The organism is Mycobacterium gordonae (assembly GCF_001417955.2).
Classification (GTDB): domain Bacteria; phylum Actinomycetota; class Actinomycetes; order Mycobacteriales; family Mycobacteriaceae; genus Mycobacterium; species Mycobacterium gordonae_B.
Genome location: NZ_LKTM01000022.1, coordinates 1 through 14,918, shown reverse-complemented (window position 1 = coordinate 14,918; position 14,918 = coordinate 1). Strand labels below are relative to the sequence as shown.

The window sequence follows — 14,918 nt, the reverse complement described above, 5'->3', positions numbered from 1 at the left end:
CCCGGCACCCCCGGTGCCACCGGTGCCGCCGGCAACGAGGGCGTTCGGAGCGGTGGCGCCGTAACCGCCCCAGCCGCCGGTGCCGCCGGTGCCACCGGCGCCGCCGTTGCCCCACAACAACCCGCCGGCGCCGCCGGCCCCGCCGCGGCCGCCGGTCCCGCCGACGCCCCCGTTGCGCGTGACGGTGTCGACTCCTTGAATCCCGGTCGCTCCAGTTCCGCCGACCCCGCCGCGGCCACCATTTCCGAACAGCCCGGCATCGCCGCCTCGCCCGCCGGTTCCCCCGCCGTCAATCCCCGAGCCGCCGTTGCCGCCATTGCCGAACAACAACCCGCCCGCGCCGCCGTTCTGGCCGGTCCCCGCCGCGCCGTTGGCACCATCACCGATCAGGGGGCGGCCCAGCAAAGCGTTGATGGGGGCATTGATCACGTTCAGCACGTTTTGCGTGAACGCTTCCAAGGGGTTTGCGTTGGCAGCTTCGGCCGCGGCGTAGGCGGTGCCCGCGCCCGTCAAAGCCTCCGCGAACCCGTCGTGAAACGCCCAGACCCGAGCACTGAGCGCTTGATACTCCCGTCCGTAGCCCGAAAAGAGCGCGGCTATCGCCGCCGAGACCTCGTCTTCGGCGGCGCTGAGCACAGTGCTGGTCGAGGCCGCCACCTCCGCATGCGCGGCGCGCAGGATGGAGCCGATCCGCGCCAAGTCCGCGGCCGCCGAACCCACCGACTCCGGTACCGCAAATACGTATGACATCGTTGCACGCTCTCCTTCAACAAGGTCGAAATCCGAACGTATCCAGTCCGGTCGCTGAGGGCTTGAGTAGTTGACTACGTAAGTTCTTCGTGCGATAGCCCACGTTTTCTGCGTCGTCCGACGCACGGGTGTTACCCGAATGTCAATTCCGAGACGGCCGGACAGCGATTTGCTAGGGTGCTTTTCAGTCTCAACAGCACCTCGAAGGAGTCCGCCGATGCGGCGCCAGTCTCTTATTATCAGCGCGCTGGTCGCGCTGGTGTTGTCCCTTTTGTTTCCAGTCACTGCCAACGCGGACAAGCAATGCCCGGAAGCTGGGACCGGGGAAGCCGCACCGGAGAACTCCCAGCCTTTCCCCGTCCCCGAACCGTACAGCGGTAATTTGCTGGGGCCGAACACCCTGCCCACTGGTCCGGTGAAGAAGCTGCTGACCAACTACCAGAGACTCGGAACACCGGCACTGCAACCCAAGGCCTTCCTCGACACGTACTACGACCCCAACAGGGGTTGGAAGTGGCCGACGAACTTCGGCTTCGACGGACCCGCCACGCCGTTCACGATGAAGAAGGGGCATCTGTTCGACCGATTCGGGCAGCCCGATGAAGCAAACTTCCTTGCGAACGAGAAGCACACGCCGTTCGCCGCCCGGGCTTTGCCGCCGTCGTCACTCAACACTTACAAGGGCTCTCCGGAAGCCAACTACCACGTCTACTGCGTCGTGAAGGACCTGACCGTGCAGTCCGGAAAGATCAAGGACTTCGCCGGGCAGCCGGGCGGTGGCATCCAGTACTTCCTCGGTAACACCCGAGTGAAAGACCTCCTCGCCGCCGGTCAACTGATCGAGGTGGCACCGAAATACGGGCTCGAGGGCAACTAGCCGCACTGAATCGCAAAGCGTCATCGGCTCGCTTTTGCCAAATAACTTGTGCGACAGAGTATTCGAGGCAGACCGTCGTCGCGGGCCGTCAGACAGGGCCGCATAGCCGACGCGTTAGGCTCGAATGGCCGCGTTGCCAGTCCGGTGGCGTGCGAGCGTGCCGAAGCTAGAGGTCGGCGCGCAACGACCGTGAAAGATTGCGGAGGGCACAACGATGTGCGGGATATTCGCTGCGATGACGCGCCGGGGTCTTCCGTCTGAACGGCGCGATACCGCGCTCAAGCTCTTGGAGCATCGTGGGCCGGATGGCTGCGGCACGTGGACGTCGCGGGATGGGCTGTGGACGCTCGGGCACACCCGGTTGTCGATCATCGGTCTGGACAACGGAACGCAGCCGATGACGAGTCCTGACGGCGCGGTGCACCTGGTCGTGAACGGCGAGTTCTACGGCTACCGCGAGATCCGTGAGCGACTCCGTGCGAGCGGATACCAGTTTTCCACAGCCAGCGACAGCGAGATCGCGTTGCACCTCTATGCCGAGCGCGGCATCCAGGCCGCGACGCAACTGCGCGGCGAGTTCGCGGTGATCATCGCCGACGAACGCCAGCGCGCGATGTACGCGATCCGCGATCGCTTCGGCGTCAAACCCCTCTACTACGCGGCGGTAGACGGGGATGTGTATTTCGCCTCCGAGATCAAAGCGCTGTTGGCGCTCGGGGTGCCTGCTAGATGGGACCTCGAGGGCGCTACCGGAGGGTTCGGAAGATCCCACGAGAAAACCGAGTTCGCGGGAGTCAGTACCGTGCCGCCGGGCTGCTATGCGATAGCGCGAGACGGTGGTGTTCGCATTTACCCGTACTGGGATTGGGAGATCCCGACTGCCGATCAGATGCGGGCAGACACCCGAAGCGACGCCGAGATCGTCGCCGAGTTTCGTGGTGCACTCCGGGATGCGGTGCGGCAGAGGCTGGTTGCCGATGTCGAGGTCGCGTCGTATCTCAGTGGTGGCATCGACTCCTGCGCCGTCCTCGGACTGGCCCAGCAGGAGATGGACCGGCCGATTCGCGCGTTCACCCTGACCTTCGAGAACCCGCTGTACGACGAGGCCCGTGTCGCCGAAGAACAGGCCAACCGGGTCGGCGCCACGTACCACCCCATACCGATCACCGGGCGAGAGATTGCGGACGCGTTCGCAGATGCGGTCTGGCATGCCGAAACTCAGATGTTCAACGGGCACGGCGTGGCCAAATACCTACTCAGCCGTGCCGTCCGGGCCGCCGGCATCAAAGTGGTGTTCACCGGCGAAGGCGCCGACGAGATGCTGGGCGGCTATCCGTACTACCGCGTCGACGCGCTGAACAACGACGCGACGCTGGGCGCCGGCGAGAGAGCGGCACTTCTCGATGAGATGCTCGGCGCCAATGCTGCGACCCGCGCGCTGATGATGCCGGATCAAGTCAGCAGTTCCGAGATGCGGGCGGTCGAGCGCAGGCTCGGCTGGCTGCCGGCGACGCTCAATGTTTGTGCGGCGCAGACGAATATCGTGGCGCCACTGCTGCGCGACGACCTTCCCCCGTCAGTCCGAGAGTTTCAGCCGCTGATCTGCGCGCTGGATCGCCTGCCGATCGCGCAGCGCGTCACCGGCCGCGACCACCTCAATCAGATGCTCTACATCAACGCGAAAACGGTGCTGCCGAACTTCATTCTGAATTACCTCGCCGATCGAATGGAGATGGCCCACTCCATCGAAGGCCGGGTGCCGTTCCTGGACCATCAGGTCGCCGAGGCGGCAGCTCGCGTGCCGGTCCGCCTGAAAGTCAAGGGCATTCGCGAGAAGCACGTCCTTCGCGAGGCCGCGAGAGAGGTGTTGATACCGGAGGTGTACGACCGTCAGAAACATCCGTTCACGACGCCGCCGACACGCGACCCGAGCGACCCGATGCTCGTCTTCTACCGGGATACGTTTGCGTCACAAGCGGCGAAGGAACAGCCGATCTACGACATGAAGAAGGTCTCCGCAGCGCTCGATCAACTGCTCGAGTCCTCGGACGATCAGCGCATCGCGGTGGAGGGCGGCCTGCAGCGGGTGGCGAGTGTGGTTGTCATGCAGCAGCTGTTTTCGATGAGCTGAGGCGCTCGAAGGGTCTCGGCGACGACCACTGCCGCCGCGCCGCGCGGCCAGTTCCAAGCGGCCCGCCAAACCCACCGCCTGGCCCATCTATCAGCCCGCAGGGGCAATGTCGACCGGAATGCCGTTGAGCACAGCGGTGCCTGAGAGCGGGTCGAGATGAGTGCCGTCGCTGAGTTGGTTGACGTTGACACCGGGCTGGCTTGCCGCGAGCTTCTGTCCGGTGCCGCCGCGATCGTGTCCCCACCCATGCGGCAACGAGACGACGCCCCGCCGCATGGCATCGGTCACCTCGACCGGAGCAACGAGTTCACCGCCGGGGCCCTTGATCACCGCAATATCGCTGAGCCCGAGGTCGGCGGCGTCGTCCGGATGGATATGCAGGGTGCAGCGGTTGGTGCCGCCTGACAGCGCCGGCACGTTATGCATCCAGCTGTTGTTGGAGCGCAGATGGCGCCGGCCGATCAGCATGAACGGGCCCTCGCGGAGGCCGACCGAGTCGCGCAGCCGCGCCACGTCGGCGACCAGCGGCTCGGGCGCGAGTTCGATTCGCCCCGTTGGGGTTCGGAGCACCTCGGGAAGCCGTGGTTGCAACGGACCTAAGTCGATGCCGTGCGGCGCGGCCTTGAGCCGTTCCAGAGTGAGCCCGTCGGGGTTGGCGCCGAAGGCGTCGCCGTACGGCCCGAGTCGAAGCATCATGTCCAGGCGTCGTTCGTAGCCGGGGCCGTTTGCAAGCATCGCGGTCAATTCGTCGACCGCGCGCCCGGCGACGGGTGAGCCCGCGTCGGCGACCTCCTTGGTCAATGTCGTCGCAATCACCTGATCGTCCACCAACGCGACATCACCGTCCGGTGCCAGGCCATAGAGAATCAGCGCAATGCGCGACAGGATCTCCGGCTCGTCGGGCCGGGCGTCCAGCGGCAGAGCCGGCGGTGAGTAGCGCACGTTGTTGTGCACCGCAAGGTTGTTGAGCGCGAAGTCGAAGTGGGCGCTCTGCGCCGGCGGGGGCGGCGGCAGGATCACGTCGGCGTGACGCGTGGTCTCGTTGAGGTAGGGGTCGATGCTGAGCATGAAATCAACGCTGTCGAGCGCGCGGTCGAGCCGATCGCCATCGGGCGCCGACAACACGGGGTTTCCGGCGATCGTGATCATCGCCTTGATCTGACCCTCCCCCGCGGTGTCGATCTCCTCGGCGAGCGCGGCGGCGGGAAGCTCTGACATCACCTCGGGGTGGCCCGAGACACGGCTGTGCCAACGCCCGATCCGGAACCCTCGGCCCGGCTTCGGTGGGCGGGGTGCGGGCGCCGTCGCGCCGAGGGGGAACATTGCTCCGCCCGGTCGGTCGAGGTTTCCGGTCAGGATGTTGATCGCGTCTACCAGCCAGCTGGCAATCGCGCCGAATTCCACTGTGGAGGTGCCCATTCGGCCATACACGGCGGCAGTCGGCGCCGCCGCTATCTCGCGGGCCAGCACGCGAATGTCATCAGCGGATATTCCGCAGTGCGAGGCGACAGCTTCCGGCGCGAATTCATCGGACAGTGCGCGGATTTCGTCGACGCCGTTGACGTGCTGCGCGATTCCGCCCAGATCCTCTGCGACAAGGCCCTCTTCGAAAAGCGTGTGCACAATGGCGAACAGCAACACGGCGTCGGTGCCGGGGCGCGGTGCGAGGTGGCGGTCAGCCAGTTCGGCCGTCCGCGTGCGGGCGGGATCGATGACGACCAGCTTGCCCCCGCGTTTACGCAGCGCACGCAGCTTACCGGGGAAGTCAGCGGCGGTAGCCAAACTGCCGTTGGACACCAATGGATTGGCGCCGATGATGACCAGATAGTCGGTGCGATCGAGATCGGGCACCGTGAACGCGACCGGGCTGCCGAACATCAGGCCGAGCGCGACGTGCTTGGGCATCTGATCGAGCGTGCTCGCGCTGTACACCTGCCGGGTGCCGATACCGCGAATAACCAACGGCGCGTACAGGCTACCCGCGATGGTGTGTGCGCTCGGATTACCGAAGTAGACGCCGACGGATGGGCCGCCGTGCTCGCGAATAACCGCACCCAGGCGATCTGCGACGACGGCGTAGGCCTCCTCCCAGCTGGTTTCGGTCAGCACTCCCTCACGCCGGACGAGGGGCCCGGTCAACCGGTCGGGATCGTTATCGAGCTCGCCGAAACTCGCGCCCTTCGGACAGAGGAAACCAGCACTGAACACGTCATCACGGTCGCCGCGAGCACCGACCACCCGGCCGTCGACGATGGTCAGTGTCAGGCCGCAGGTCGCCTCGCACAGCGGGCAGATCCGCAACGCTGTCCCGGTCTCTGCTGTCATGCCAGCTCCTTCGCAGGTCCGTTTTGGGCACTTGGTCCCTTGTTCGCAGCAACGAACGCTCCGTTCACGCACCTCTCGGCACCGGTCGAAGACGACGCCCGCTGCGGCCAGTTCGTCGAGGCGCTGGGAAACAGTTTCCTCGTCGCCGTTCGTGGCCGCGCCCTCGGGTCCGGCGTAGCCAAGGCTGCCGAACACAGCAATGGCGGGTCGGGCTCACATCACCCGTCCGAAAGTCGTTGCGCCAACGCCCACGCCATTCGCGCCAGGGCGCGGTAGCGGTCCCGGACCTCCGATGTGCCGGCCCGGGAGTCGGCCGCATTGCCATCGAGCCCGCGCCGCCACACGCCAGCGGTGATGGAGGCAAGGCGGAACATGGAGAACACGATGAAGGCGTCGAGCGACCGGGGTGGCTCCCGGTCCGCATGCCGACAGTAGCTCGCAACGAAGGCTTGCTCATCGGGTATGCCGGTGCCCGTGAGGTCCTCGCCCGCCACGCCCTTGGTGCCGCTGAATTCCGGCGAAAGATGGTAGGTCAGACAGGTATAGCCGAGATCGGCCAACGGGTGGCCGATGGTCGCCAATTCCCAGTCCAAGACCGCGACGATCCGCGGCTCGCTCGGATGAATCAGGACGTTACCCAGGCGGTAGTCGCCGTGCGCGATGCACGCCGGCTCATCGTCCGATGGGAGGTGTTCCGGCAGCCATTGCGCCAGCATGTCCATCGCCGGCATGTCTTCCACGCGCGCGCCCTGCCACTGCCGCGTCCACAGCGCCACCTGACGCTGCAGGTATCCCTCCGGCCGGCCGAACCCCTCCAGTCCTGCCGCACGCCAGTCCACACCATGCAGCGCGGCAAGCACCCGAGCAAGGTCCTCGTAGATCGCCGCCCGCTGCGCCGGACTGCAGTTGGGCAGGGCTGGGTCGTGAAAGATGCGTCCGCGGACGTGATCCATGATGAAAAAAGCTGTGCCAATGACGGATTCGTCGTTGCACATCAGCCGCATGCGGGGCACCGGCACATCGGTGTCGCGCAGCGCCGACATCACGCGGTGTTCGCGTTCCACGTCATGAGCCCGCGGCAACAGCGTTCCCGGAGGCTTCTTGCGAAGGACGTACTCGCCCTCGGCGGTGTGCAGGTGGAATGTCGGGTTGCTCTGTCCGCCCTGGAACTGGCGAACCCTCAGTGGACCATCGAAGCCCGGCAGTCGGCCGCGCAGGTGCCCTGCGAGGGCGGCCTCATCAAAGCGGTGCGCCGGCAGCACCGGTACCAGTTCTGCAACACCGTCCATCGGTGCCACATTACCGCCGGACCGACCGAGCGACTGGATGTGCGGTAGGCCGCGTTCGGCACGGCGGGCCGCATTACGTTGCGGCAGTGCGTGACTGGCGTCGGCCCACACAGACTGCCGCTAGGTGCCGACGCCGGTCAGGCCGGCGGCGGATGCAAACGCACGTAGTTCGCGCTCGATATCCGGACCCGCCGGCTGATACGCCACTTCGGTGACGCCCGATGCGCCTAAAGCGGCGATCTTGCCCGGCAGCTCGTCACGGGTCGCCGTCAACGCCATCGAGCTGGCCATCGGGATCAGGCCCGCGACGTGAGGTGCGTCCCGCGGGTTCGCCTCGACGAGATGGCCGGCGTGGATCGCAAGATGCCGTTCGTGTTGTGGCACAGCCTCAATCGCTTCGCGCCAGTCACATCCACCCGGCAACGCGTCGACCGCCGCCGCGCCGCCCCGTTCGTACATCGCGTGATAGAGCACCACAGCGGCCGGCCCGGCGGCCGCGACCACCCGCGGCGACGTCAACTCCTCACCGTCGTCCAGCACAGTGCCGAACGCCAGCAACGCGCGCCAGTCGGCCGCCCGCACGGCGTCCGGCTGAGGGACGGCCGCGGAGAAGACGCCGTCGCCCAGCTCGGCCGCGACCGCCAACCCTCTGGGACCGTCCGCGCCGATCAGAATGGGCACCTCGAGCGGCCGCCGCGCGCCGAAGCCGGGAAGCTGCAGCATCCGGATCGTGGCGCCGTCCCACTCGGCCGGCTCGCCCGCCAGTAGCGCCTTGAGACAGCGGACGTACTCGGCGACCCGCCGCCACGGCATCGGTCGCTGCCCCAGCGTGAAGCGCCCCGTGAACCCCGAGCCGATCGCGACGGCCACACGGTTGGGTGCCTGATCCGCGAGCTCGGCGATCGCGGCGGCGTTGACCATCGGATGTCGCAGGCTGGGGACAAGCACCCCAGGACCGAGACCGATGCGAGTCGTGCGCTCCGCGCACCGGCCCAGCACCATCCACACGTCGGGGTACAGTGCCGGCGAGTCGTAGAGCCACGCACGTTTGTAGCCCAGCTCTTCAGCCAGCTCGACGTGGTTGGGAGTAGTTGACGACGTCGCGAACGCGCAGGAGATCTCCACGTGAGCTGACGGTACTCGCCAAGCACCTGCGGATCCCGATGTCACCATCAGCCGGCGTCATACATGATTTGAGTAGGGCGACCGCAATGCGTTGCGCTACGCCGCCACGTCCAGGCTGGTGAGCCCGCGTAGCACCGGATTCGTCCGGTACACCGGCCGGTCATCCACGAGCGAGAGCCCTGGGAACCGCTTCGTCAGCGCGTCGAATGCTAGCCGCGCCTCGAGCCGCGCGAGCGGTGCCCCGAGGCAGAAGTGCGTGCCAAACCCGAACGCCAGGTGCGGGTTTGGGACGCGCGCGAGGTCGAGTTGGTCTGGGTCCTCGAACGTGTCGGGGTCGTGGTTCGCCGAGCCGATGCTCACCAGCACGAGCGAGCCCTCCGGGATGACCTGGTCGTCGATCGCGACGTCTTCAAGCGCGACGCGCACCGTCGCCTGCACGGGCCCGTCGTAGCGGAGCAGCTCTTCGATCGCGGTCGGGAGCAGAGCGGGCTCTTTGCACAGCCGCTCCCACTGATCGGGCTCGCGCAACAGGGCGAGCGTGCCGTTGCCGATCAAGTTCGTCGTTGTCTCGTGGCCGGCGAGCAGCAGCAGGTTGCCGGTCGCGAGCAGCTCGGCATCGGTGAGCGCGTCGCGCTCCTCCTGGGCCGCGATCATGGCGCTGATCAGGTCCTCGCGCGGGGCGCGGCGGCGGGCGGCGATGATATCGGCGAGGTAGTCGAAGACCTGGCGCCCGGCCTCCGCACCGGTTGCGCGTGCCTCGGTGCTCGGCGACGCGAAGCCGTTGATCATCGCGCTCGACCACTGACGGAACTGACGGTGGTCCTCCGCCGGGACACCGAGCAGCTCGGCGATCACGATCGCCGGCAGCGGCTCGGCGACGTCGTGAATCAGGTCGAAGGTGCCCTTGGCCTGCGCCTCGTCGGCGAGGTCGCGGACGATCGCCTCGATGTGGCCGCGCAGTGCGGCGACGCGCTTGGGCGTGAAGGCCTGGTGGACGAGCTTGCGGACGCGCGTGTGGCCGGGCGGGTCCATGGTCAGCATCGAGCGCATGCCAGTTGCGCTCTGGCGCAGAAATTCCGGCATGCGGTCGAGGTTGTCGCGCATGAGCGGCGCGCGCAGCCTCTCGACCGAGAAACGCGGGTCGCGCAACACCGAGTGGACGTCGCGGTAGCGCGTGAGCATCCACACGCCGGGGCCCGAGTAGTTCGGGACGGGCACCTCGAGCACCGGCCGCACGGTGCGGATCACGGAGTAAATCGGGTAGGGGTTCTCGAGCGAGCCGGCGCTGCGTAGCGGCAGGAACAGGTCGAAATCAGCGGAGGCGTCAGCAGCAGGAAGGGGTGCCGACCGGTAGCGGGAAGGCGCCGAGCGCTGCCAGACACGAGACGTCATGGCGGGGTCCTCTGGGCGAGCGCAGTGTTGAGAATGACCGACTGACCAGCCACAATAACACCGTGCCGTCGATCGCCTCAAGCGCGCGCGACGCGCCTTCCCTCTCTCTACTTCGATAGCAAAGGCGCGTTGCGGCTTCGTGATCCGGCACTTCCGAATCGTCCGAGTACTGCGCGTGGCGCTTGCGGTCATGCGCATCCTGCCGCGCTACCTACTGCTCCTGGCACGCGATCGCACCGCGCTGTGGCCTACCAACGACGCCGACTGGCAGCGCGCACACGGCGCAGCGGCCCGCGAGATCAAGCGCGTCGCGCTCTCGCTGGCCGGCGCCTTCACGAAGGCCGCCCAGATCCAGGGAGCGCGGGCCGACTTCTTCCCGGCGCCCTTCATCGAGGAACTGAGCCAGTTCCACGACGCAGTGCCGCCGCGCCCTTTCGAGACGCTGCGGCCGCTCGTCGAGCGGGACCTCGGCCGGCCCCTCGACGAGGTCTTCGCGACGATCGACCGCCGGGCCCTCGCCGCGGCTTCGTTGGCGCAGGTGCACCGCGCGACTCTGCGCGACGGCAGCCAGGTCGTCCTGAAGATCCGCTATCCCGAGATCCCGAGGATCATTCCGCTCGACCTCCGCATGCTGCGCCGCGTCGTCAACATCGTCATGCTCGTGCAGCGGCGCATTGACCTGCGAGCGCTCGCCACCGAGACGACCCGCTTCATCGAGCTTGAACTCGACTTCCGGCGCGAGGTGCGTTCGACCGAGCGGCTCACGAAGAATCTCACTGACATCCCCTTCGTGGCCGTCCCCCGCGTCCATCCAGAGCTGTGCGGCGACAACGTGATCGTGCTCGAGTACCTGCAAGGCATTCAGGTCGCGCGCGCGAAAGAGCTTGTCGCAGCGGGCCACAAGCTCGCGGAGATCGCGCGCAAAATCGGCGCGCTCTACGGCACCATGATCTTCGAACAGGGCTTCTTCCACGGCGATCCGCACCCCGGGAACCTGCTGATCCTGCCCGACGGCCGCATCGGCCTCCTCGATTTCGGCTTGGCCAAGGAGCTGCCACCAGGATTCGCGCGGCTCGTCGCGACGATGATGGTGTCTTCGATGATCGGCGACTCGCGATCCGCGTTCGCTGCGGCCGAGCAGCTCGGCTTCGACGTCGCCTCGATGCGCCCCGACAACTTGCGCACGCTGATGCTGATGACGATCGGTGACAGCGACACCGAGGCCGGCTTCTTCGAGATCCTGGGCGAGACGAGCCTGCGCAAGATCCCGGAGGACTTCGCGCTCGTCGGGCGCACGCTGATCCTGCTCAACGGGCTCTCGCACCGACTCGCGCCCGGGCGCCGGCTGATCCAGGCCGAGCTGCTGAAGCACCTCGCCGCGGGCGCGGCCAGCGCGGACGATTCGGCGCGCAAGCCCGCCTAGTCCTGAGGTTTGGCGGGGCCAATCGGGTGATGAAATACCTAGCGGGGCTCCAAAATTCGAGACATGCGGCGTGCTGGGCGGTGCCGACCTACTGATAGCGCCAGACGCCAACGTGACCGTCGACCCCTTTGAGAGCCGCCATCTCGCGCGCGCCCACTGGGCTCAGTGCGGTTATCACCTCGGCCGCACCCGGCGCGTCGCGCACCTGGTCCGTGCAGACGATCTGGCGCGAGTCGGCGATCGCCTGGACGCGCGCCGCGATGTTCACTGTCTGGCCGAAATAGTCGAGGCGCTCGTTCAGGTCCACCGCGATGCAGGGGCCGGCATGGAGGCCGATCTTGAGCTCGAGATCGCCAACCCTGCCAACTTCACGGTTCATCACCATGGCCGCTTCCAGCGCCGGCGCCGGCGTCGGGAAACTCGCCATCACCGCGTCGCCGATGGTCTTCACTACCGCGCCGCCGCGTGCGGCAACTACGTCGCGCAAAATGCCGAAGTGTTCGCCGACGAGGGCGTAGGCACGCATGTCGCCCATGCGCGAGTACAACTCGGTCGAGCCCTTGAGATCGGTGAAGAGCACGGTCAGGTTCTTCAGCGCCAGGCCGCCCTGCGCCGGAATGCTCTCGGCGCGAAACAGATCCCGGAACGCTTGAGTAGTTACCAGCTCCTTGACCGAAAAGAACCGGTGGAACTTCTCGCCGGATTGCCCAGCCAACAAATCGAGCTTCGCGGCGAGCGCCTCCGGTGAGGACGGGCGCGGGTCGGTGAAGGCTCCGAAGACCACTGGCCGGCTGAGCCGGTTGTGCAGTGTCATGTGCACTTGGCCGGCCGCAAGCCGGTCACCATCCTGGACGAGCTCGCCCCCGGCGAGGACCTCGTAGTCCAACGTCGAACCGCCCGCTTTTTCTTCGACCGTGAAGCGTCGCAACGAGTGGTACTGCGGCAGCGCCAGCACGTAATGCCCTGGCGCGAGCGACGTCTCGGTCTCCAGCTTCGCGCCCGCCGGAGCGGTACCGAACCACACGGGCTTTTCCACGGCGCGGTCGATGTGCGTTCTGTCAGCGACGCTTGGCGAGAAGAACAGTGTGAGGCTGTCGCGGAGGAAGTCGAGCTTCTCCGAGTCGTGGAAGCGGATCACGCGCGCCGATGGCGCGACATTGAAAGTGACCTCCACGTTGTCGTCGATCACCGGCGGCACGGCGATCTCGCAGATCGTGCAGAAGCGGTCCTCGCCGAGCGCGCGCAGCGCATGGTCGGTGGTGATGAACGACCCGCAGGCCGGGCAGATTACCCCCCAACTGAATTCGACCACCCCCGCATGCGCCGCATGGAGGAACAGGTCTACCGCCAAGCGCTCAGGCGTGCCCGTCTCCCTCGCGTAGCGATAGGGGTTCATGCGGAAGAGCTTCTCGTCGGGCGCCTCGGCAATGTAGCGGGCAAAGCTGTCTACGGCTTCAGCGTCGAAGTGGCCTACGTTCTTGACGGCCGCAAGGCGGCTCTGGAGGATAGCGGTGGTCATGGCACCTTCGGGACTGGCGCTGGCTGGGACGACCGAATTCGCGCGCTAGGCCTTGGAGAACGTTGGACCGCACCTTCTTATTCCGTGATCGTCCCGACGAAGTGTGATCCATACCGGGAGGATTAGACATCCGGCAACTCCGCGCCTGCACGAATCGGACCCGGAGTTGGTGGCCGGCACGAAAACGGCACGGCTTTCTGAGAGGGTCTGGCCGCGCAGGCGGCGGCCCCGGCAAGTTATCCGCCGAGCTTGGTCCGCAGATATTCGATGAGCGCGAGCCCAATATCCGCGGGGGTGTCAACTCGTCTTACGTGTGGATCGGTGAGGTTAAGTCTGCGGCGATTGAAGTAGTGGACTACCTAAGTCACCTCCGTCGCTTAGGGCAACGCTTGGGTCGTGCGAGTAACCGCCCAGCCACACGGAGGAAGACGCCATGACCGCGAAGCGTCAACAACCTCGAATGCAAGCGCATGACTGGCGACGTTCGCGCGCAGACCAAACATTGGAACGGGACTGGGCCGACGAGCCGAAGGAGTCGTTATGTCGTTCGTGATCGTAACGCCGGATTTTATGACCACGGCCGCAGCGGATTTGGCCCGTATCGAGTCGGTGCTTCGGGTCGCACATACGGCCGCAGCAATGTCGACGACGCAGGTGCTGGCGGCTGCCGGGGACGAGGTGTCAGCGGCGGTCGCGGCGCTGTTCTCCGCTCACGGCCGCGAGTACCAGGCGCTCAACGCCCAGGCGACCGCGTTCCATGACGGATTCGCCCGGGCGTTGGCCGCAAGCGCCGGTTCGTATGCCAGCGCGGAGGCCGCCGCCGCCTCGCCGCTGCAGGCTGCGCAGGACGCGGTGCTGGGCGCGATCAATGCACCCTTCCTGACGCTGACCGGGCGCCCGCTGATCGGTGACGGCGCCAACGGACTGCCAGGTACCGGACAAGCCGGCGGGGCCGGCGGGTGGCTGATCGGCAACGGCGGCAATGGTGGCTCGGGCAAGCCAGGCACGGGCAACGGCGCTGGCGGTATTGGCGGGGCCGGCGGCGCGGCCGGCCTCTGGGGCCACGGCGGCAATGGTGGCGCCGGGGGAATCGGCGGCTCGTCGGGAGGGATCGGCGGTAACGGCGGGGCCGGTGGCGCCAATGGGTGGATCGGAGGCGGTAACGGTGGGGCCGGCGGGCCCGGCGGCACCGGCGGGACTGGCGCGCCCGGCGGCAACGGTGGAGTCGGCGGGCCCAACATTCAGCTGCTGTCGCTGAACGGCGCCGGCGGAACCGGTGGCACCGGTGGGACCGGCGGGGCCGGTCATGCCGGCGTCGACAGCACCGTGGCACAAGGGAACGGCGGTACCGGTTTCGTAGGCGGTGCCGGCGGTCAAGGCGGCGCCGGCGGCGCCAACCAGGCGCTGCTGGGCGGATCCGGCGGAGCCGGCGGCACAGGCGGCACAGGCGGACTCGGCGGGACGGGTGGTGCGGGCTCGACACCAGACGCAGCCCACCTCGTGGCTGGTAATGGTGGCACCGGCGGGGCTGGCGGTGCTGCCGGAGCGGGAGGTGCAGGTGGCGCCGGCGGAATGCTGTTGGGGCACCCCGGCAGCGGCGGCCTGGGCGGTACCGGCGGTGCGGGCGGCGCCGGCGGCACCGGCGGTGCGGGCAACGCCCACACCGGGTTCAGCTTCGGCGGCGCCGGCGGCAACGGTGGCATCGGCGGCGCCGGCGGCTTCGGTGGCAACTCCAGCGGCACGGGTATCAACGGCACCGGTGGCGGGGGCGGTGCCGGCGGCGCGGGCGGCACCGGCGGCTACAACATCGGTGTCTCGGGCACCGGCGACGTGCTCATCGGCGGTGGCAGTGGCGGCACTGGCGGCACCGGCGGCTACAACATCGGTGTCTCGGGCACCGGCGACGTGCTCATCGGCGGTGGCAGTGGCGGCACTGGCGGCACCGGCGGCTACAACATCGGTGTCTCGGGCACCGGCGACGTGCTCATCGGCGGTGGCAGTGGCGGCACTGGCGGCACCGGCGGCTACAACATCGGTGTCTCGGGCACCGGCGACGTGCTCATCGGCGGTGGCAGTGGCGGCACTGG

General features: G+C 67.4%; 10 protein-coding genes. 4 read left to right on the top strand and 6 right to left on the bottom strand.

Annotation, left to right across the window (positions count from 1 at the left end; all coding sequences use genetic code 11):
• Nucleotides 1-750 (bottom strand): PE family protein (locus tag AO501_RS04690; RefSeq protein ID WP_156452305.1); only part of this gene is annotated, 750 nt, incomplete at its 3' end.
• A 217-nt stretch (nt 751-967) separates the two neighbouring features.
• Between AO501_RS04690 and AO501_RS04685 the strand changes: the two genes are divergently transcribed.
• Nucleotides 968-1,627, top strand: coding sequence for a TNT domain-containing protein (locus tag AO501_RS04685; protein ID WP_055576609.1), 660 nt, complete (start codon nt 968-970; stop codon nt 1,625-1,627).
• A 214-nt stretch (nt 1,628-1,841) separates the two neighbouring features.
• On the top strand, nt 1,842-3,758 hold the full coding sequence (gene asnB, locus AO501_RS04680; protein WP_055576608.1) for an asparagine synthase (glutamine-hydrolyzing): 1,917 nt from the start codon (nt 1,842-1,844) through the stop codon (nt 3,756-3,758).
• Nucleotides 3,759-3,848: 90 nt separating this feature from the next.
• Here asnB and AO501_RS04675 read toward each other — a convergent pair whose 3' ends face one another.
• The 4 genes from AO501_RS04675 to AO501_RS04660 form a co-directional block, all read right to left on the bottom strand.
• Nucleotides 3,849-6,083: a molybdopterin oxidoreductase family protein gene (locus tag AO501_RS04675; RefSeq protein WP_055576611.1), complete on the bottom strand. Its 2,235-nt coding sequence runs from the start codon at nt 6,081-6,083 to the stop codon at nt 3,849-3,851.
• A gap of 218 nt (nt 6,084-6,301) precedes the next feature.
• Nucleotides 6,302-7,372, bottom strand: coding sequence for a phosphotransferase (locus AO501_RS04670; protein WP_055576610.1), 1,071 nt, complete (start codon nt 7,370-7,372; stop codon nt 6,302-6,304).
• Between the two features lie 120 nt (nt 7,373-7,492).
• A complete protein-coding gene (locus AO501_RS04665) occupies nt 7,493-8,497 on the bottom strand; it encodes an LLM class flavin-dependent oxidoreductase (protein ID WP_055576607.1) in 1,005 nt (334 codons plus the stop codon).
• A gap of 96 nt (nt 8,498-8,593) precedes the next feature.
• Nucleotides 8,594-9,889, bottom strand: a complete 1,296-nt coding sequence (locus tag AO501_RS04660) for a cytochrome P450 (RefSeq protein WP_055576606.1) — start codon at nt 9,887-9,889, stop codon at nt 8,594-8,596.
• A 175-nt stretch (nt 9,890-10,064) separates the two neighbouring features.
• On the opposite strand from AO501_RS04660, the gene AO501_RS04655 reads away from it, so the two are divergent.
• Nucleotides 10,065-11,312, top strand: a complete 1,248-nt coding sequence (locus AO501_RS04655; RefSeq protein WP_156452303.1) for an ABC1 kinase family protein — start codon at nt 10,065-10,067, stop codon at nt 11,310-11,312.
• A gap of 88 nt (nt 11,313-11,400) precedes the next feature.
• Here the strand turns inward: AO501_RS04655 and AO501_RS04650 are convergent, their stop codons facing one another.
• The gene (locus AO501_RS04650) at nt 11,401-12,831 is read right to left on the bottom strand and encodes an adenylate/guanylate cyclase domain-containing protein (RefSeq protein ID WP_055576604.1); all 1,431 of its coding nucleotides are present in this window, start codon (nt 12,829-12,831) and stop codon (nt 11,401-11,403) included.
• Nucleotides 12,832-13,371: 540 nt separating this feature from the next.
• Between AO501_RS04650 and AO501_RS04645 the strand changes: the two genes are divergently transcribed.
• On the top strand, nt 13,372-14,918 hold a 1,547-nt coding region (locus AO501_RS04645; protein ID WP_055576603.1), incomplete at its 3' end, for a PE family protein.

Coding starts and splice junctions, on each gene's coding strand:
- AO501_RS04685 (WP_055576609.1), top strand. CDS start 968: ATGCGGCGCCAGTCTCTTATTATCAGCGCGCTGGTCGCGCTGGTGTTG.
- asnB (WP_055576608.1), top strand. CDS start 1,842: ATGTGCGGGATATTCGCTGCGATGACGCGCCGGGGTCTTCCGTCTGAA.
- AO501_RS04675 (WP_055576611.1), bottom strand. CDS start 6,083: ATGACAGCAGAGACCGGGACAGCGTTGCGGATCTGCCCGCTGTGCGAG.
- AO501_RS04670 (WP_055576610.1), bottom strand. CDS start 7,372: ATGGACGGTGTTGCAGAACTGGTACCGGTGCTGCCGGCGCACCGCTTT.
- AO501_RS04660 (WP_055576606.1), bottom strand. CDS start 9,889: ATGACGTCTCGTGTCTGGCAGCGCTCGGCGCCTTCCCGCTACCGGTCG.
- AO501_RS04650 (WP_055576604.1), bottom strand. CDS start 12,831: ATGACCACCGCTATCCTCCAGAGCCGCCTTGCGGCCGTCAAGAACGTA.